This window comes from Pseudomonas taetrolens, assembly GCF_900475285.1.
GTDB classification, from domain to species: Bacteria; Pseudomonadota; Gammaproteobacteria; order Pseudomonadales; family Pseudomonadaceae; genus Aquipseudomonas; species Aquipseudomonas taetrolens.
Genome location: NZ_LS483370.1, coordinates 1,262,693 through 1,281,544, shown reverse-complemented (window position 1 = coordinate 1,281,544; position 18,852 = coordinate 1,262,693). Strand labels below are relative to the sequence as shown.

General features: G+C 58.5%; 20 protein-coding genes. 1 reads left to right on the top strand and 19 read right to left on the bottom strand.

Features of this window, described 5'->3' with window-relative positions:
• Positions 1–87 precede the first annotated feature (87 nt).
• From DQN55_RS22280 to DQN55_RS06115, 16 genes are all read right to left on the bottom strand, one after another.
• Positions 88–954, bottom strand: a complete 867-nt coding sequence (locus DQN55_RS22280; protein ID WP_231995680.1) for a DUF4123 domain-containing protein — start codon at positions 952–954, stop codon at positions 88–90.
• Between the two features lies 1 nt (position 955).
• A complete protein-coding gene (locus DQN55_RS06185) occupies positions 956–3,016 on the bottom strand; it encodes a type VI secretion system Vgr family protein (protein WP_074702873.1) in 2,061 nt (686 codons plus the stop codon).
• A gap of 146 nt (positions 3,017–3,162) precedes the next feature.
• Complete coding sequence (locus DQN55_RS06180) at positions 3,163–4,131, bottom strand: GTP 3',8-cyclase MoaA (RefSeq protein ID WP_048377813.1); 969 nt, start codon at positions 4,129–4,131, stop codon at positions 3,163–3,165.
• Between the two features lie 142 nt (positions 4,132–4,273).
• The gene (locus DQN55_RS06175) at positions 4,274–4,915 is read right to left on the bottom strand and encodes a TetR/AcrR family transcriptional regulator (RefSeq protein ID WP_048377814.1); all 642 of its coding nucleotides are present in this window, start codon (positions 4,913–4,915) and stop codon (positions 4,274–4,276) included.
• Between the two features lie 508 nt (positions 4,916–5,423).
• Positions 5,424–6,203, bottom strand: a complete 780-nt coding sequence (locus tag DQN55_RS06170; protein WP_048377815.1) for a TatD family hydrolase — start codon at positions 6,201–6,203, stop codon at positions 5,424–5,426.
• A gap of 35 nt (positions 6,204–6,238) precedes the next feature.
• Complete coding sequence (locus DQN55_RS06165; RefSeq protein ID WP_048377816.1) at positions 6,239–7,225, bottom strand: DNA polymerase III subunit delta'; 987 nt, start codon at positions 7,223–7,225, stop codon at positions 6,239–6,241.
• Positions 7,218–7,850, bottom strand: a complete 633-nt coding sequence (gene tmk, locus DQN55_RS06160; RefSeq protein ID WP_048377817.1) for a dTMP kinase — start codon at positions 7,848–7,850, stop codon at positions 7,218–7,220. The genes DQN55_RS06165 and tmk overlap by 8 nt, the downstream gene beginning before the upstream one ends.
• Before the next feature lie 22 nt (positions 7,851–7,872).
• The gene (mltG, locus tag DQN55_RS06155; RefSeq protein WP_048377818.1) at positions 7,873–8,958 is read right to left on the bottom strand and encodes an endolytic transglycosylase MltG; all 1,086 of its coding nucleotides are present in this window, start codon (positions 8,956–8,958) and stop codon (positions 7,873–7,875) included.
• A gap of 3 nt (positions 8,959–8,961) precedes the next feature.
• The gene (gene pabC / locus DQN55_RS06150) at positions 8,962–9,780 is read right to left on the bottom strand and encodes an aminodeoxychorismate lyase (protein ID WP_048377819.1); all 819 of its coding nucleotides are present in this window, start codon (positions 9,778–9,780) and stop codon (positions 8,962–8,964) included.
• On the bottom strand, positions 9,780–11,024 hold the full coding sequence (fabF, locus tag DQN55_RS06145) for a beta-ketoacyl-ACP synthase II (protein WP_048377820.1): 1,245 nt from the start codon (positions 11,022–11,024) through the stop codon (positions 9,780–9,782). Before fabF ends, pabC begins: the two co-directional genes overlap by 1 nt.
• A 111-nt stretch (positions 11,025–11,135) precedes the next feature.
• Positions 11,136–11,372, bottom strand: coding sequence for an acyl carrier protein (gene acpP / locus DQN55_RS06140; protein ID WP_003175607.1), 237 nt, complete (start codon positions 11,370–11,372; stop codon positions 11,136–11,138).
• A 191-nt stretch (positions 11,373–11,563) separates the two neighbouring features.
• The gene (gene fabG / locus DQN55_RS06135) at positions 11,564–12,307 is read right to left on the bottom strand and encodes a 3-oxoacyl-ACP reductase FabG (RefSeq protein ID WP_048377821.1); all 744 of its coding nucleotides are present in this window, start codon (positions 12,305–12,307) and stop codon (positions 11,564–11,566) included.
• A 16-nt stretch (positions 12,308–12,323) separates the two neighbouring features.
• Positions 12,324–13,262, bottom strand: coding sequence for an ACP S-malonyltransferase (gene fabD, locus DQN55_RS06130; RefSeq protein WP_048377822.1), 939 nt, complete (start codon positions 13,260–13,262; stop codon positions 12,324–12,326).
• A 126-nt stretch (positions 13,263–13,388) separates the two neighbouring features.
• Positions 13,389–14,399: a phosphate acyltransferase PlsX gene (gene plsX / locus DQN55_RS06125; RefSeq protein WP_048377823.1), complete on the bottom strand. Its 1,011-nt coding sequence runs from the start codon at positions 14,397–14,399 to the stop codon at positions 13,389–13,391.
• 4 nt (positions 14,400–14,403) lie between these two features.
• Positions 14,404–14,586 carry a 50S ribosomal protein L32 gene (rpmF, locus tag DQN55_RS06120; RefSeq protein ID WP_003442519.1) on the bottom strand — a complete coding sequence of 61 codons (183 nt, stop codon included), beginning with the start codon at positions 14,584–14,586 and terminating at the stop codon, positions 14,404–14,406.
• A 13-nt stretch (positions 14,587–14,599) separates the two neighbouring features.
• On the bottom strand, positions 14,600–15,127 hold the full coding sequence (locus DQN55_RS06115) for a YceD family protein (RefSeq protein WP_048377824.1): 528 nt from the start codon (positions 15,125–15,127) through the stop codon (positions 14,600–14,602).
• A gap of 105 nt (positions 15,128–15,232) precedes the next feature.
• Between DQN55_RS06115 and DQN55_RS06110 the strand changes: the two genes are divergently transcribed.
• Entirely contained in the window at positions 15,233–15,811 is a 579-nt protein-coding gene (locus DQN55_RS06110; protein WP_048377825.1) for a Maf family protein, read from the top strand.
• A 117-nt stretch (positions 15,812–15,928) separates the two neighbouring features.
• On the opposite strand, the gene DQN55_RS06105 is transcribed toward DQN55_RS06110, so the two are convergent.
• From DQN55_RS06105 to rluC, 3 genes are read right to left on the bottom strand one after another with little or no spacing between them, the layout of a single operon-like run.
• A complete protein-coding gene (locus DQN55_RS06105) occupies positions 15,929–16,915 on the bottom strand; it encodes a S49 family peptidase (RefSeq protein WP_048377826.1) in 987 nt (328 codons plus the stop codon).
• A gap of 22 nt (positions 16,916–16,937) precedes the next feature.
• Positions 16,938–17,600 carry an HAD-IA family hydrolase gene (locus DQN55_RS06100; protein WP_048377827.1) on the bottom strand — a complete coding sequence of 221 codons (663 nt, stop codon included), beginning with the start codon at positions 17,598–17,600 and terminating at the stop codon, positions 16,938–16,940.
• The gene (rluC, locus tag DQN55_RS06095; RefSeq protein WP_048378437.1) at positions 17,590–18,546 is read right to left on the bottom strand and encodes a 23S rRNA pseudouridine(955/2504/2580) synthase RluC; all 957 of its coding nucleotides are present in this window, start codon (positions 18,544–18,546) and stop codon (positions 17,590–17,592) included. The genes DQN55_RS06100 and rluC overlap by 11 nt, the downstream gene beginning before the upstream one ends.
• Positions 18,547–18,852: the final 306 nt, after the last annotated feature.

The following is an 18,852-nucleotide window of genomic DNA, read 5'->3' as shown; positions in this document are numbered from 1 at the left end:
GCACATGCCCATCGGCGAGCGGGTATCTTTTTCATTCTCGGCCAGGGCGACGACATTGGCCCTGACTCTGGGGGGGGGCTTGAACGGTCATTGTGGATGTCCTTGTACCGTGACCTGCCGGCTTTCAGCCAACTCGGCCGCCCGCAGCACTCGCTGCAAGGGCAGGAGCGCTGATGGCTGATTAAGCAATTGGTCTATGTCGGGGTGTGATTCGATCGATTGCCCGGCCAAGTAACCCAGTACGTTGGCGTACAACATGATTTGCTGCGCGGAGTGAAACCCTTTGTCGTAGGCGATTTGCGCAATCTGTTGCGCACGACGCCTGCGCTCTGCCCCGGAGAACGGCGCCATCATGTCGGGGAAGTAAGTCGTGAGGTGCTGAGTCAACCGCACCACAAACTGCCTGAACTCGACCTCACCGAGCGCCGTCAGCTCTTGATCAGTCAGGCGCAAGGTCGACGGCTCGACAGTCACCGCACTGGCGGGCCGCCGGTGCTCTTGCCAAGTACCCTGTATGGCATCGGGCAGACACACCTGTTCAACCGGCCCAAACCAGCGCCCGCTCGATGCCTGCTCAGACACCGTCATCAACTGGTGGGCAACTGCCGGTTCCGCCACCCTCATCATGACTTCATCACCCGAGGGGTGCTGTACCACGATCAGGCTGCGTAACCACGTGGTCAACGTGTGGGTATCAGCCCGGCTAAACAGGAGGTAGCCGGGTTCAAGCCAGGCATTGGTTTGAAAATAAGCCAGTACCGGATCATTGGGGCCCGTCAAAGAGATCAGGTACGGCGAGAGATCCAGCAGCTCACGCCAACGGGTGCTCACGAACAGACACTCGGCGGCGTTTGGCCAAAGGTGAAGCTGCTTTGCCAAGCCGGGTAGCCGCACGCCATCCAGCAATAGCCAGGCACCCCTATGCCAAGGCAGGTTATGTGGGAGGGCCGGCATTTCAATCATTGGCAGAACCTTTTTGCTGGGCGGCCTCTTCACAAATGGCACATATCGCGTGCTGCTTGAGCATGGTTTGGCGCTGTCTTTCCAGGAGGTACGGCACCGGCGGGGCAAAAAGCGGGTCCGACAAACCCAGGCCGGCAACCGTGCCTGGCACCAATGGCATCGCCGGCGTCCCCGGCACCGGTACGCCGCCGGGCACAATCGGGCTGCTGCTGTAGATCCCCGCCGCGCTGATCACGATGTGTTGCCCACCGGCCATCAGGGTGATGCTGGCGCCGGCATCGAGTACCAACCGCGCGCCGGCCTTGAGGTGGACTTCCAGCCCGGCTTCGGCCACCAGCGCCTGGCCGACGCGGGTGTGGCTGCTGGCGGCGATGTTCAGGTGGTCGTTGGCATTGAGTTGCACCTTGCGGTCACCGCTGACGGTGCGTTGCTCTTCGGCTTCGAGCACCGCCACGCTGTCCCCGCTGATGGTCGCTTCGGACTTGCCATCAATCTGCACGCGGCTGTCATGTTTGACGTGTTGTTCCAGATCGCGCTGGGCGTGCAGGTAGATCAGCTCCTGGCCTTTGCGGTCCTCGATGCGCAGTTCGTTGAAACCGCTGCCACCCGGCGTGCTGCGACTGCGAAACACGCTTTGGGTTTTGTCTGCAGGCAATACCAGCGGCGCCGGGTTGAGGCTGTTGACCAGGCAACCGGAAATGATCGGCCTGTCGGGGTCGCCGTCCAGATACGTCACCAGCACTTCCATGCCCACCCGGGGGATGGTCACGCTGCCATAGCGGTCTCCGGCCCAGCTCGACGCTACCCGCACCCAGCAACTGCTTTGATCGTCGTTGATTGCGCTGCGATCCCAATGAAAGCTGACCCGAACCCGGCCAAACTGATCGCAATGGATGTCTTCCCCCGCCGGGCCAGTTACGCGGGCGGTCTGGCTGCCGAGGATCCTCGGCTTGGCGAAAACCTGTTGCGGGCGGTAGGTCACGTCTTCAGGGGTGACGTGAAAAGTGTTGCGGTAGCCCTGGGTAAAGCCGTTCGAAGCGGTCATCTGCGGGATGCGGCCTTGCTCTTCGAGTGCTTGCGGTTGTTTGCCCTCGTGGTGAACCCGGGTCAGCAACCAGCGGGCATTCCAGGCCGCATGCGGGTGCTCGCTGATGGTCAGAAAGTGACCGCTGCTCAGGCACGGTTGGTCACTGCTGCCATTGCCCTGGCGATAACCGGTTTGATGGTGCTCAAGGGCCCGCTGATTTTGTTGTTCACCGTGGGCGGTTGCGCTGAAGCCGCCGGGGTAGCTGTAGTGTTCGAGGACCTGCCTATCGGGGTCGGCGCTGCTTTCAGCCTGCAGGATGCGGCTGGCTTTTTCGAAGTCATAATCGCGACGCACCGTGCGGTTGGTCCGGGTTTCGAGGTGCAAGCCAAAGCGCTCGATCGACGGTTCCCTGGCCACCATCCCGGCATCTTGCACGTAAGGTGTAGGCCGCGTGAGCAGGCTGAACGCCTGTTGTTTATCACCGAACACCAGCACATGGCCGTCAGGCGAATGCCGAAAATGGTAGTGAAAACCCTCTTCAAAACACAGGCGCTGAATAAAGTGCAGGTCCGATTCGCCGTACTGCACGCAGTACTCCCGAGGCGGGTAGGACGAGAGTGAATTGAACAGGTAGGCATTGCTGAAAATGCCGTGCTCTTCAAGCACGGTTTCGATGATTTGCTGCACGGTCTGCCGCTGGAAAATTCGCTGGTTGGTGCGATGTTCCAGGTAGGCCAGTTGCGGCACCAGCGTCAGACGGTAGTGCGTCAGCCGCGGGCCCGGGCTGCTCAGGGCGATGCTGGAAATCTTCCCGTGAACACCGTTGCCCTCGCCGTCAAACGCCAGATAAGCCGGCTGATGCAGCAACGCGTCGAGCGCCAGATCAGCGCGCTCGCTGACCAGTTCGACGGTAAAGGCAAAGGGCGTGCTGATGGCTTCATCGCCGGTAAACCCCAGTACCTGAAACTCGGATTCGGCAGCGTTGATGCTCAGGCTAAAGCGCTTATGACGGTCATAAGTGGTCATCCGTGATTCTTCCCTTAAAGAAAGGGCTGAACGCTAACGGATAGGCCGGAATCGTGGATGTAGGAGACTTCTGAAAGGATTTAGCGAAGTGTTTCTTTATCGTTCTTGCACCTGCCCTCGATGCATGAGGACGCAGCCAGAACGAGCTAACCGCCGATGATTTTCATCACGGTAGCACCACCCGAGAAGGCGACTTCCTGTTTGTCGCCCAAGGCTTTCAGCAGCAGCCCTTGCAGCGCCGGGAGGGCCTCATGCCGCGGCTTGTTCAGCAGATCGCCCACATAATGCCTGTTGCTCGACGACAGGCATCCATGCAGCCACCCCGTGGACGACAGCCGCAGGCGCGAGCAGGTTCGGCAAAACGGCACGCTCTCATTGGCAATCACCCCGAAATAACCGAGGCCCGGTATCTGATAGCGCACTGCAGTGGCATCGACCGGCGCATCGGCCTGCAGGTACTCATAGCGCTCGCCGATCAATGACAACAGTTGTTGCAGGCTGACGAACTGTTGCAGGAACGCATTTCCATCGCTGGCCAAATGCCCCATGCGCATCAACTCAATGAAACGCAGTTCGTAGCCCCGCTCCAGGCAGAACGCCAGCAGCGGCATGACCTGATCCAGGTTCTGCCCGCGCAGCGGCACCATGTTGACCTTGATCTTGATCCCGGCGTCATGAGCCTGCTGCAGGCCGTCAAGAACGGTAGGCAAATCGCCGCCACGGGCAATCGAGCGGAAGGCATCCGGGTCAAGGGTGTCGAGGGAAACGTTGAGGCGGCGAATGCCGGCCTCCAGCAGTAATGGCAACTTGCGTGCGAGCAGTTGGCCGTTCGTGGTGAGGCTGATGTCACTCAACCCTAGCTGGCCGACGTCGCGCATAAAGGTTTCGAGCTTGGGGCTGACCAGCGGCTCGCCCCCGGTAATCCGTAATCGCTCGATGCCGGCGGCTTCAATCAGGTAAGCCACGCCGCGCACCATGGCCTCGGCCGACAGTTCATCCTGCGCCGCGACCAACCGCTTGCCATTGGGCACACAGTAAGTGCAGGCATAGTTACAAGCAGACGTCAGACTGATACGCAAATTGCGAAAACGTCTGCCTTGGCGATCAACGATCATGGATGACTCCGGCGGGGGGAAGGCAGCGTGCCAAAACCCGGTTCAAGCATCAAGTTCCCCCAGAGGGGTGACCGTCATGACACGACCACAGGCTCTGACGCAGTCTGAGTATAGGCTTCAGGCTGCGAGCCGTGAATGTAACTTACTCGACTGCCGGGGTGTCGGTGTCACGCTTGCGTTTGTTGCCCATACGCACACCGATGTCCATCAAGAACTGAAAGAAACCTTCCTGATCTTCCAGCACATTACTCCAGAACGGCGAGTGATACAGCGCAACGGCGCCGTGCACCAAGGCCCAGGCGGCGCAGTAATGGAAGTAAGGCGGTACATCTTCGAGTTTGCCTTCGCTGATACGGCCTTTGATCAGCAGGGTCAGATGCTCAAAGTTGGAAGCGCGAATCTTATGCAGTTCTTCAACCAGTTCGGGGACCTGATTGCCCTTGACGACCTTTTCTTCCAGGCGGTCAAACAACCGGTAGCGCTGCGGATCGCGCATGCGAAACTCAAAGTAGGCGCGCGACAGCGCTTCTTTGTCCTTGTCCACGTCAGCAGAAAGCAGCAGTTCGTTCAAGTCGCGCTCATAGTCGAGCATCAGGCGCAGGTAGATCTCGGCCTTGGACTTGAAGTGCTTGTAGATCGTGCCTTTGCCGATACCTACGGCATCAGCGATCATCTCGACGGTGACGCTGTCTTCACCTTGTTCGAGGAACAGCTTGAGCGCGGTATCGAGAATTTCTTGCTCGCGGCGACGAAACTCACGGACCTTACGGGGTTCTTTGTGCATAAGAGAAGGTCTGTAGGGGTCAAAATCGAAGCCAAGCATTATGCCTAAGTCACGCTAAATTGCACGGATCATCCTGCATATCGATATTTTCACCTGTGCTCGCCCTGCCACGATACGGACTCAAACGAATGACACGTATTCCAAATCTGTTTAAAAAATGAACAATATCGACTGGAAGTCCGGCAAAGCTGGCCAATACTTAAGTAGGTCGGCGTAGCACCTCCCCCAAGTGATTCGCCGATAAAAGGCAGCAACGGAATGTCGGCCTTTGTTTTACTCCTAATGGTCTTAACCCGGATTCCCCAGAGCCCGGGTTTTTTTTAACTTCCATTCAGACGCTGCCGAGCCCCGCCATGGTGCTTCGTCTGCGGCTACAGAGATGATGGAGCGCGTGATGGAGCAGCGGACGAGTAGAACGAGGCCGCGTCCTGCACCGCGGCCATAAAACCTGACACGCCGAGAGGCCTGAATTCACGACGGCTGCGATGCTTGACTGGCAGCAGAGCCTCTACAACCGGGCCTGCGGGAACAAACGCTTGAAGTTCTCGGTGGTCTGCTCGGCAAAGTGCTCATAGGACTCCCCACGCAACATGGCCAAAAACTCGGCCACTTCGCGCACGTATTGCGGCAGGTTCGGTTTGCCACGGTAAGGAATGGGCGCCAGGTAAGGCGAGTCGGTCTCAACCAGTAAACGGTCGGCCGGCACCTGACGAGCTACATCGCGTAATGCTTCGGCATTCTTGAAGGTCACGATACCCGACAAGGAGATGTAAAAACCCAGGTCCAGTGCCGCCTTGGCCATGTCCCAGTCTTCGGTAAAACAGTGCAGCACGCCGGCCTGAGGCAAGGCCGCCTCACGCAGCAACGCCAGAGTATCGGCCCGGGCGCCGCGGGTATGTACCACCACTGGCTTGCCGGTCTGTTGCGCCGCTTGCAAATGCACCCGGAACGACAGTTGCTGCAACTCGGCCGCTTCGGGTTCGTAGTGATAATCCAGGCCGGTTTCACCAATTGCCACCACTCGCGGGTGATTCAACTCACCCAGCAGCCAGTCCAGTGCCGGTGCCGCGCCGGGCTGAACATCCAGCGGATGAACCCCCACCGAGCAATCGACATCGGCATAGCGATCGGTCAGGGCTTTGACATCGGCCGCGTTGTCGGCACTCACACCGATACACAGGAAGTGTCCGACACCGCGCTGGCGCGCAGCCTCAAGGGCGGCGTCCAGCGAGCCGTCATGGGCACTCAGATCAAGACGATCGAGATGGCAATGGGAGTCAACCAGCATACAAATTTTTCCTGCCTGTCAATTTCAGTCTCAAATCAGCGCTGGCCGGGCAGATTTGCCCACTGCACCAGTAACGCCTCCAGCAACAGATCACGGTTAAGATTGGCCTTGCCCAGCACCTTTTGACGCTGGGCAAGAATCCAGTCCTGAATGCTCAGAACTTTTTCCTGCGGTGCTTTCTGCGCCAGGTACTGCAACACTTTACGCATGTCCGCCAACCCAAGCCCTTCTTCGTCTTGAGTCAGTTGATAACGCAAAATCAGGCTGGCCCAATCGCAAAACCAGTCAAACAGCAGCAAAAGCGGGATGGCCTTCCAACTCTCAACCAATTGACTGGCCGACAGTTCGCGCTTGAGCAGCTTCTTGACGCCCTCCACCACCGCCGCACGCTGTTCGCGTACACCCTGCGCCTGCAACTTGACGGCGACCAAAGGGGAACCGACCGCCAATGTCAGCAACTCGACACGCTCTTCGGGGCTGGAATCGGGCAAGGCTTTAACGAGCCATTCAAGGCTCAGGGCCTCGCTCGGCAATGGGCACGCTTGCTGCACGCAGCGACTGCGAATGGTCGGCAACAGGCGACTCGACTGATGACTGACCAGCAGCAGCACCGTATTGCCTGACGGCTCTTCAAGGCTTTTGAGCAAAGCATTGGCGGCGTTGATGTTCATCGACTCGACTGGCTCGACCAGCACGACCTTGCGCCCGCCCAACTGAGCGGTCTGCACAACAAAACTGACCAGATCGCGCACCTGGTCGACCTTGATCGCCTTGTCGGCCTCTTCAGGCTCAAGAATGTAATTGTCGGGGTGGCTCCCGGCTGCCAGCAATGCGCACGACTTGCAGGTACCGCAAGCCTCGAGCCCGGCCGGCGTCTTGCACAGCAAGCTGGCCATGAGTCGCTCCGCCAGGGCGCGTTTGCCAATCCCGGCCGGCCCATGCAGCAAATAGGCATGCGCATGCTGCGCGCGCCCCGCCATCTGCTGCCACAGGCTGTCTTGCCATGGATAAGCCTCAGCCACGGTGCAACTCCAACAATTGCGGGAGCAAGCCATCCAGCTGGCCCTGAACGTTTTCCAGTGATTGAGCCGCATCGACCAGGCGGTAACGTGCCGGCTCGGCCTCGGCACGCTTGAGGTAGGTGCTGCGCACGGCATCAAAGAACGTACGGCCTTCCTGCTCGAAGCGATCCAGCCGGCCCCGGGCACTGGCCCGTGCCATGCCGACTTCGATCGGCAAATCAAATACCAGTGTCAGGTCTGGACGCAGCGAGCCTTGTACAAAGCTCTCGAGCACGGCGATACGCGCTTGCGACAAACCTCGACCGCCGCCCTGATAGGCATAGGTTGCATCGGTAAAACGATCACACAGCACGACGGCCCCACGGGCCAGTGCAGGCCGAATCACTTCGGCCAAATGCTGGGCGCGGGCAGCGAACACCAGCAGCAGCTCAGTGTCGGCACACATGGCCTCGTCACTCGGCGCCAACAGCAGTTCACGGATACGCTCGGCCAAGGGCGTGCCACCTGGCTCACGGGTCAGCACCACATCGATACCGGCGGCGCGCAAACGCTCGGCCAGGTATTCGCGGTTAGTGCTTTTACCCGCACCTTCGGGGCCTTCCAGGGTAATAAACAAGCCAGTCACAGGCAGCAGTCCTTAATCAGTGTCATTGCGCGCCTTGCGGCTCGGCCTCGACAGGCGCCGGTTCGGCAGCTGGGGCTGGCGCAGGGCTCGAACGGTAATCGGCGCGGCGTTTGAGCTGGAACTCTCGCACAGCCGTGTTGTGCGCATCCAGATCATTGGAAAATATGTGGCTGCCATCACCCTTGGCCACAAAATACAGGCTACTGCCACTCACCGGGTGCAAGGCTGCATTAATGGCTTCACGCCCGACCATGGCAATCGGTGTCGGCGGCATGCCAGGAATGGTGTAGGTGTTGTACGGCGTCGGCTCGCGCAAATGCGCACGGGTCAGCTTGCCGTTATACCGCTCGCCCAATCCGTAGATCACCGTAGGGTCCGTTTGCAGTGGCATACCGATTTTCATGCGGCGCACGAAAACCCCGGCAATCTGCCCGCGCTCCTGCGGCACTCCGGTTTCCTTTTCGACCAGAGAGGCCATGATCAGGGCTTGATAAGGGTCGCTATACGGCAGGTCAGGAGCGCGTTGCTCCCATTCCTGGGCCAGGACTTTCTCCAGGCGATCATAGGCTTTACCGAGCAGCTCGGCATCGGTCATGCCACGCACAAAGCGATATGTATCCGGGAAGAATCGACCTTCGGGAAACTCGCCCGAGTGACCGAGTTTTTCCATGACAGCGCTGTCGCTCAGACCATCAAGAGTTTGCTCAATCTTTTCGTGACGGGACAATGCACTGCGCACCTGACGAAAGGTCCAGCCTTCGACCAGCGTCAGGCTGTACTGCACCACTTCGCCACGCTGCCAGAGGCCGATCAGTTCCTGGGCGGTCATGCCGGGCATCATGCGGTACTCGCCGCTGTGCAAGGGCTGACCTTCCAGGTTGAAGCGCCAGTACAGACGCAGCCAGAGTGCATCCTGAAGCGTGCCGCTGGCTTCAAGACGATTAAAGGTTCCGGTCGGGGTTGCGCCTGCCGGTACATCCAGCAATTGTTCTTGAGTCAGGTTGAGCGGTTGTTCCAGCGCAGAATTGAGCTTCCAGGCACTGGCGCCCAGCAACAGGCCGGCCAGCACCAGAGCTGTCTGTAGCAGCACCAAGCATTTACGTTTCACGAATCAAACATCCAATAGGGTGCGAGCAATACTTTGCAGTTTACGGGTGAGCGGCCCCACCGGCCAGCTCAGGTCGGCAAATGCGCGTACGGGCCAAACGCCATACACGCTGTTGCAGACGAAGAGTTCATCAGCCTGTTGCAACTGCTCCAGGCTGATGTCTGTGACATGAAAAGGGATCGCCAGGCGTTCAGCCTCGACCAACAGTGCAGCCCGCATGACACCGGCCACACCGCAGCGCTGCAGGTCAGCCGTGACCAGAACTCCGTCACGTACCAGGAACAGGTTGCTGAACACACCTTCAATGATCCGGCCCGAGGTATCACGCATCAGACCTTCGGCATAGGTCGGGTCTTGCCATTCGGAGCGGGCAATCACCTGCTCCAGGCGGTTGAGGTGTTTGAGCCCCGCCAGCAGCGGCTGCTCGGCCAGACGAGTGGCGCAGTCGAACAGCTCGATACCTTGCAGCGCGTTGGCCTCAGGGTAAGCGGCGGCAGGACCGGCTTGAAGAATTCTTCGGGGTTGGGCCCCCGGGGATACGCCATAACCGCGCAGGCTGTCGCCTCGGGTCAGGATGAGCTTGAGCACGCCTTCGCCCATCGCTTGGGCATAAGCCAGCAATTCGCAGCGGATCAATGACTGATCCGCCGCGATCGCCAGCCGGCTGCATCCGTTCGCCAGACGCTGCAAATGCAGGTCCAGCAACAGTGGCTGGCCGGCCTTGACCGCAACAGTCTCGAACAGACCATCGCCGTAGGCCAGCCCACGGTCTTTAAGCGACGCCAAGGCGTGCGCGGGGTGACCGTCGACCCAGCTTTGCATCACTCGGCGTACCGGCGGAAAACCAGCGAACCGTTGGTACCGCCAAAGCCGAACGAGTTGCTCAGCACCACGTCGATCGGCATTTCGCGCGCAGTATGCGGCACGAAGTCGAGATCACAGCCTTCATCAGGCTCGTCGAGGTTGATCGTCGGCGGCGCCACCTGGCTATTGATCGCCAGCACGCTGAAGATCGCCTCGACTGCACCGGCCGCACCCAGCAAGTGACCGGTCATGGACTTGGTCGAACTCACAGCCAGGTTATAGGCGTGATCACCAAACACCGACTTGATCGCCGAGACTTCTGCCAGGTCACCGGCAGGTGTCGAAGTGCCGTGGGCGTTGATGTACTGCACTTGCTCGACGTTCACCTTGGCATCACGCAGGGCATTGGTGATGCAGCGTGCGGCACCGGCACCGTCAGCGGGAGGCGAAGTCATGTGATAAGCATCGCCGCTCATCCCGAACCCGATCAGCTCGGCATAGATGGTCGCACCGCGAGCCTTGGCATGCTCCAGCTCTTCAAGTACCAGCGCACCGGCACCATCGGACAGGACAAAACCGTCACGGCCTTTGTCCCAGGGACGGCTGGCACGGGTCGGGTCGTCGTTGCGGGTCGACAGTGCACGGGAAGCACCGAAGCCGCCCATGCCCAGTCCGCAAGCGGCCATTTCAGCACCGCCGGCAATCATTACATCGGCTTCGCCGTAAGCAATGTTGCGCGCCGCCATGCCGATGCAGTGCGTACCCGTGGTACACGCCGTGGCGATGGCGTAGTTAGGCCCCTGTGTACCCAGATGGATAGACAGGAAACCGGAAATCATGTTGATGATCGAGCCTGGCACGAAGAATGGAGAAATCCGTCGCGGGCCTTGATCATGCAAGGTACGGCTGGTTTCTTCGATATTGGTCAAACCACCAATACCCGACCCCATCGCCACACCAATGCGCTCACGATTGGCGTCGGTAACTTCAAGACCGGCATTACGCACAGCCTGAAACCCGGCTGCCAAACCGTATTGAATAAACAGGTCAAGTTTTCGGGCTTCCTTGACGGAGAGGTAATCCTCAACGTTAAAGCCCTGAACCGAGCCGCCAAAACGGGTGGTATAGGCAGAAAGATCCGTGTGTTCGATCAGACCAATGCCACTTCGGCCTGCCAGAATGCCTTGCCAGGTGCTTGGCACATCAGCACCCAGTGGCGACAACATCCCCATACCGGTGACTACGACGCGTCTACGCGACACAGCACTCTCCTTTATTCTATTGACGACACTTTGCATCACGCCTAAAGAAAAAACCGCACGCCATAGCGGCAGTGCGGTTTTTCCATGACAGCGAGCAACGATTACAAACTATTAAGCCTGGTGGCTAGTAACGTAATCGATAGCGGCTTGTACAGTAGTGATCTTTTCAGCTTCTTCGTCAGGAATTTCAGTCTCGAATTCCTCTTCCAGAGCCATCACAAGCTCAACGGTGTCAAGGGAGTCGGCACCCAGGTCTTCTACGAAGGAAGCAGTGTTAACGACTTCTTCTTCTTTCACGCCCAGTTGCTCGGCAACGATTTTCTTGACGCGTTCTTCGATGGTGCTCATACCTTGTTTTCACTCCTAATGGACAAATTCAGGCAGCTGGCCAGTGGGCAAGTGTATCGAAAGGCTTTTCAGTTTTTCAACTGAAAGCTTTGCACTCGTCCCGCAATAACCCGCTGACTATAAATAGATTGCAGCTTTATAACGGATTTTAGACAGCTCGTATGACATTTTTTTAAAACAATCCGTCACATTTAACTCATGTACATCCCACCGTTGACCGGGATTGTAGCCCCGGTCACGTAGGCTGCACCGTCCGAAGCCAGGAAAGCGACCACGCTAGCGATCTCTTGAGCCTGACCCAAACGGCCCAGCGGAATCTGCGCCTGCAAGGCTTCACGCTGTGCTTCTGGCAACTCCCGGGTCATATCGGTATCGATAAACCCTGGAGCCACCGAGTTGACCGTAATCGAACGCGAGCCAACTTCACGTGCCAATGCACGACTGAAACCTTCAAGGCCAGCCTTGGCTGCGGCATAGTTTACTTGGCCTGCGTTGCCCATGGCACCCACAACAGAGCCAATACTGATAATTCGTCCCCAACGCGCCTTGGTCATGCCGCGCAAAACACCCTTGGACAGGCGGAACAGACTGTTCAAATTGGTGTCGACAACGTCATGCCATTCGTCATCTTTCATGCGCATCATCAGGTTATCGCGTGTGATACCGGCATTATTGACCAGGATTGCCGGCGCGCCGAACTGCTCCTGAATGCTGGCCAGCACCGCAGCAACTGATTCGTCGCTGGTGACATTGAGTTCCATGCCAGCGCCCTGAATACCATTTTCCTTCAGGGTGGCAGTAATACGCTCGGCACCGGTGGCAGACGTCGCAGTACCAATGACAACGGCACCCATACGACCCAACTCCAACGCGATAGCCTGGCCAATGCCACGGCTCGCGCCCGTTACCAGTGCAACTTTACCTTGCAAGCTCATGAAGGCTTCTCCTAATTCAGGCCAGTGCCGCACGAGCGGCAGCGAAGGCATCCGGGGTGTTCAAGTTGTGAGTCGTTACGCCTTCAGCGCAACGCTTGCTGATGCCGACCAGGACTTTGCCCGGGCCGCACTCAACCAATTCAACCGGGCCTTTGGCGGCCAGATATTGAACCGACTCAACCCAACGTACAGGCTTGTACAGCTGCTCGAGCAGATCACGCTTGAGGGTTTGCAAATCAGTCGCAACCGAAGCACTGACATTCTGCACCAGCGCGATGGTCGGCATTTTCCAGTCAATGGCTTCGATGGACTCGGCAAACCGTTCAGCCGCCGGACGCATCAGCTCGCAATGCGAAGGTACGCTGACCGGCAGCGGCAGCGCACGCTTGGCGCCACGCGCCTTGCAGCCTTCCATAGCGCGCTCGACAGCAGCCTTGGCACCTGCAATCACGACCTGGCCAGGAGAATTGAAATTCACGGCACTGACCACTTCGCCTTGCGAGGCTTCAGCGCATGCTGCCAGCACGTCTGCATCTTCCAGACCCAGGATCGCCGCCATGGCGCCCTGACCGGCTGGAACGGCCTCCTGCATCAAACGACCACGACGCTCGACCAGCTTGACGGCTTCAGCCAGTGTCAGGCATTCAGCTGCAACCAGGGCGCTGTACTCGCCCAGGCTGTGCCCGGCGACAAACGCAGGACGGGCGCCACCTTCAGCCAGCCACAGGCGCCACAAGGCAACTGAAGCGGTGAGGATGGCAGGCTGGGTAATATCAGTCTGGTTCAACTGCTCCGCGGGACCCTCTTGGGCCAGCGCCCACAGGTCGTAACCCAGAGCATCGGAAGCTTCCTTGAATGTTTCCAGGACCAGCGGATGCTCCGCGCCCAGCTCGGCCAACATGCCGAGGGACTGCGAACCCTGCCCTGGAAAGACGAATGCGAGGGATGTAGACATGTAACAAGCCCCTAATAATCTTGTCGTCGGAGAATTGACGTCCTGCCGTGGCGGACGCAAGAAACTGACAGTTGGATGGCTGATTAGACCGAGCGGTCACATTAAAGCATCCGGCCGGTAAAACGCCTACGGCAACATCCCGTCAAGGCGCCCATACAAACGCTTTGGCAGGTCTTCATGGATTTCAATCAGTGCGCGCTCTATCGCACTCTGAAAGCCCTGAGCACCTGCCGAACCGTGACTCTTGATCACAATCCCCTGAAGCCCGAGAAAACTCGCACCGTTGTGCCGGGCAGGCGCAAGGTCTGCCCGCAAACGCCGCATCAGCGGCAACGCGAGAACACCCACGAACCGGCTGAACAGCGTACGCCTGAATACCGCCTCGAGCCTGTCCGAGATCATCGTCGCGAGACCTTCACTGGACTTGAGCAAGATATTGCCGACAAAACCATCACACACCACCACATCGGCTTCGCCACGGTACACACCATCACCTTCGACAAAGCCGATGTAATGCAAACCTGGCGCAGCCTGCAACAAGGCTGCCGCCTCCTTGACCTGCTGGTTACCCTTGACGTCTTCGGTGCCAATATTGAGCAAGGCAACCCGAGGACGAGGAACACCCAGCGCCTGCGCCGCCACAGACCCCATTACCGCAAACTGGAACAACTGTCCGGCCGTGCAATCGACATTCGCCCCCAAGTCGAGCAACTGACAGTAGCCGGATTGGGTCGGGACTGCCGCAACCATCGCCGGGCGGTCAATCCCCGGCAAGGTCTTGAGCACATGCCTGGACAACGCCATCAGCGCTCCGGTATTCCCGGAACTCACGCACGCCTGAACCTTGCCATCGCGAAGCAGCTCCAGCGCCACACGCATGGACGAGTCCGGCTTGCCGCGCAATGCATGCGAAGGCCGCTCGCTCATGGCGATAACATCTGAAGCATGGGTAATCGTAAGGCGCGAGCGATCCACAGCCGAATGGCCGGAAATCAGTTCTTCAAGCAAGGAGGATTGACCGACGAGGGTCAGGTGTAACGAGGGAGTAGCAGACAGGCAGGCAATGCACGCCTGAACAATGCTGCGGGGACCGAAGTCCCCGCCCATTGCGTCGATCGCGATGACCTGAACGGACAAGTGATTACTCGTCAGCGCCCTTGTCGATCACTTTACGACCACGGTATACGCCTTCTGGCGATACGTGGTGACGCAGGTGAATTTCACCGGTGGTTTTTTCTACAGACAGAGTGCTAGCCGAAAGAGCATCGTGCGAACGACGCATGTCACGGGCAGAGCGGGATTTTTTGTTCTGCTGAACAGCCATAATTGATTAACTCCTAAACGTTTGGGTCACGCTTTAACTGCGCCAATACACTGAACGGGTTGGACCGCGTTACCACGTCCTCGCACGGTTCGGGCTCATCGAGACCCGCCGGCTGCTGGCATTCTTCCGGATGATGAGCAGGCACAATGGGCAAGGCAAGCAAAAGCTCCTCCTCGATCAGTGACTGCAGATCCAAAGGATCTTCGCCCAGTTCCAGCACGTCATAACCTTTCGGTAACGACTGGGTATTCGCACCCTCTTTCACCACAGCATAACTGCATTCGCTGTGGATCGGCAGGGTGACCAGCTCAAGACAACGCTGGCAAACCATTTTGACCTCAACGTCGATGGAGCTGTGTATTACCACAGATCTTCGCTCGTCGCGCTCAAAAACAAATTTAGCCTGGACCTTACCGACAGTGTCGGAAAGCGGGTCGCAGAGTCTCTCCAAATCAGCCAGCAGCACTTCACCTTGAAGGGTAGTGCCACGATCAGCTAATTTGCGCGGGTCAACGTGAGGTGGAATCGGGTCATTCAACATAGGCGCAGCATTCTAGGGACGACCCCCTCACCTGTCAAAGGAAATTGTGCCTGTGCGACAACCGATACTCTCGCTAGAATTCCCGGTTACCCACAGGAGACGTGAATGCTGCCTTTATTACTCGCTTCAAGCTCGATTTATCGCCGCGACTTATTGGCTCGCCTGCGTCTGCCTTTCAACTGCAGTTCACCCGATATCGACGAAAGCCACCGCCCGGGCGAGTCCGCACGCGAACTGGTCGAGCGCCTGTCCCTGGAGAAGGCCCGCGCACTTGCCGACAGTCATCCCGGACACCTGATCATCGGCTCCGACCAGGTGGCAGTACTCAACGGCCACATCATCGGCAAGCCCCACACCTTCGACAAGGCTCGCCAGCAGCTAATGGACGCCAGCGGAGCCAGCGTGACGTTCCTCACCGGCCTCACCCTGCTCAACTCCCAGACCGACGGTCACCAGACCGACTGCGTTCCCTTCACCGTCCACATGCGCACACTCGACACAGAACAGATTGAGCGCTACCTGCGCGCCGAAAAACCCTACGACTGCGCCGGCAGCTTCAAAGCCGAAGGCCTAGGGGTCAGCCTGTTCCAGCGCACCGAAGGCGACGACGCCACCAGCCTGGTAGGGCTGCCACTGATTCGCCTGATCGACATGCTACTCACCGAGGGCGTTATCATCCCCTGAACTGCAAGGACTTGCCTGCCCCTCGCAAAGGAGCAAGCCAGCCCGACGGTCAGATGCCTGTCCAGCGCCCACAAAAAAGCCGGCCTTCTCAGGCCGGCTTTTTTTGACGCCTGGCGATCAACGCAAGGTCGGCCCCTGAAACCCCATCCACAGGGCCAGTTGCTCCGCCACACTCGCACCCAGCTTTTTCGAGAAGCGGTCGAAAGGCGACTCTTGCACCGTAAAGTCAACCAACTCCTTTTCACCGATCACGTCACGCGCCACAGAACTGGCATTACCCAATCCATCGATCAAACCCAAAGGCAGCGCCTGCTGACCGGTCCAGACCAACCCCGAAAACAGCTCAGGATGCTCCTTATCCTTCAAGCGGTCGCCACGCCCCTGCTTGACGCTGGCAATGAACTGCTCATGGGTCACATTCAGCACACCTTGCCAGAACTTGGTCTCGCCCGGCTTCTCAGGCTCAAACGGATCCAGGAACGCCTTGTGCTCACCCGACGTGTAGGCCCGACGCTGAATACCCAGCTTTTCCATGGCACCGACAAAACCGAAGCCTGCCGCCGTCACACCAATGGAACCCACCAGACTGGCCTTGTCGGCATAGATCTGGTCGGCAGCACTGGCTATGTAATACGCGCCGGAAGCACCCAGATCCGAAATCACCGCATAGACCTTGGTCCCGGGATGCAAACCACGCAAACGACGGATTTCATCGTAGACATAACCCGACTGCACCGGACTGCCACCCGGACTATTGATCCGCAGGACCACACCCTTGACCTTTGGATCATCAAACGCAGCCTGCAGGCTGGTGACTAGGTTATCCGCACTCGCAGGCTCTTTATCGGCAATCACACCGCGCACATCGATCAGCGCGGTATAGCCCTGACCACTCATTGCACCACGCTCCATCTCCATCAGCGGCGTTAGCGACAACAACGCAACCAGCAACAGGCAGAACGTGAGCAATTTGAAGAAAATGCCCCAGCGCCGGGCTCGACGCTGTTCCTGGATCCCCGCCAGCAGGGTTTTTTCCAGCAACTTCCAGCTTTTGTCATCACCCGCGACCGGTTCAGACTCAGGCGCCTTCCATTGATCAACCATGCATTACTCCCAGTCTGATTCTTTAATTGGCCTGCCGACCCAGCCAGGCGTGCAACTGCGAAAAGGTGTCAATCGCCAGCCGGGGCTCGAATGCCAGCAGGCGCTCCATTGACTGAGCACCATAGCCTACCGCCACAGAGTCAATGCCCGCATTGCGCGCCATCTGCAAATCGAAGGTCGCATCACCCACCATTAAGGCGTGCTCCGGCCGCACATCGCAATGGGCCAGAATCTGGTTCAGCATCAATGGATCAGGCTTGCTTGCCGTCTCATCAGCCGCACGGGTGACATCGAAGAAGTCCTCCCAGCCATGCGCCTTGAGTACACGATCAAGCCCGCGGCGCGCCTTGCCCGTGGCAACCGCCAACCGATAGCCCTCGGCACGAAACGCCTCAAGCGACTCCAGAACACCGTCAAAGAGCGGCGAAGGCTCGGTGTCCATGGCGATATAGACATCCGCATAGTGCTGGCGAAAATCAACCACCTGCGCATCCGTCATCTCGGGATAGAGCGTAAGAATGGCCTCGGGCAAACCCAGACCAATAATGCCCTTGACCGAATCTTCGTCACGCTCCGGATGACCCGAACGCTGCGCTGCGACCTGCATCGCGGTCACGATACGACCAATGGAGTCTGCCAGCGTGCCATCCCAGTCAAAAATCAGCAGCTTGTACTCAGTCGGCACTCAGTCGCTCCACGGTTTTGGCCCACATTTCATCGACCGGCGCCTGCAACTTCAACTCGCCGCCATCCGGCAGCGGCACCGTGAGCATGTAGGCATGCAGGAACAAACGCTTGCCGCCCAAGTCACGAATCTCTTTAGAGAACCCCTCGTCGCCATACTTGGTATCACCTGCGATGCAGTGCCCCGCGTGCAGCGTGTGCACACGAATCTGGTGCGTACGCCCGGTGATGGGCCTGGCCTCGATCATGGTGGCGAAATCACCGAAGCGGCGCAGTACCTTGAACACCGTGACGGATTCCTTGCCTTCTTCATTGACCTCAACCATGCGTTCGCCGGAGCGCAAATTGCTCTTCATCAGCGGCGCACGTACTTGCTTGATCGAAGTCGCCCAGTTGCCACGCACCAGCGCCATGTAGCGCTTGTCGACACCATCGCCACGCAATGCTTCGTGCAGGTGGCGCAACATGCTGCGCTTTTTGGCAATCATCAGCAGGCCGGAGGTGTCACGATCCAGACGGTGCACCAGTTCCAGTTCCTTGGTATCCGGACGCATCTGGCGAAAGGCTTCAATCACGCCGAAAGTCAGGCCGCTACCGCCATGCACGGCGATACCGGCTGGCTTGTTCAACACAATCAGCGCTTTGTCTTCATAAACAATCGCCGCCTCGAGCCGTTGCAGCAAGCCCTGCGCCACAGGCACAGGCTCGTCACGCTCAGGCACGCGAACCGGCGGCACGCGCACAATGTCGCCCGCCTGCAATTTGTACTCGGGTTTGATCCGGCCCTTGTTCACACGCACTTCGCCTTTGCGCAAAATGCGGTAAATCAAGGTCTTGGGCACACCCTTGAGTCGGGCTAGCAGGAAGTTGTCGATGCGTTGGCCGGCATATTCCGGCAAGACCTCAAGCAGCTGAACGCTGGGGGTCGGGGGGGTCGTGGTCGTCATGCGGCGGATGATAACAATTTTTATGGAATTGAAGCACTTAATCATTGCTGCTATAGTCGCGAACGCCGCCAAAAGCGGCCTGGACAGCGGATTAACGGTGTATCACCGGCCCTGACCAACGCTCTTCACGAGGACGCGAGGCCGTCCTACGGGGCTTTTGCTGCATACGGAATACTTGGAGTTGTAACAAGCGCAGGTGACATGAGGCCTGAAGCGAGCCTGGAAAGCAGAGTGAAAACTCGCCTTTTATGCCGATATTCACGGCCAGTTCACAAAGTGCAGTCAGCCTCGGGAATTTCGAGCGAA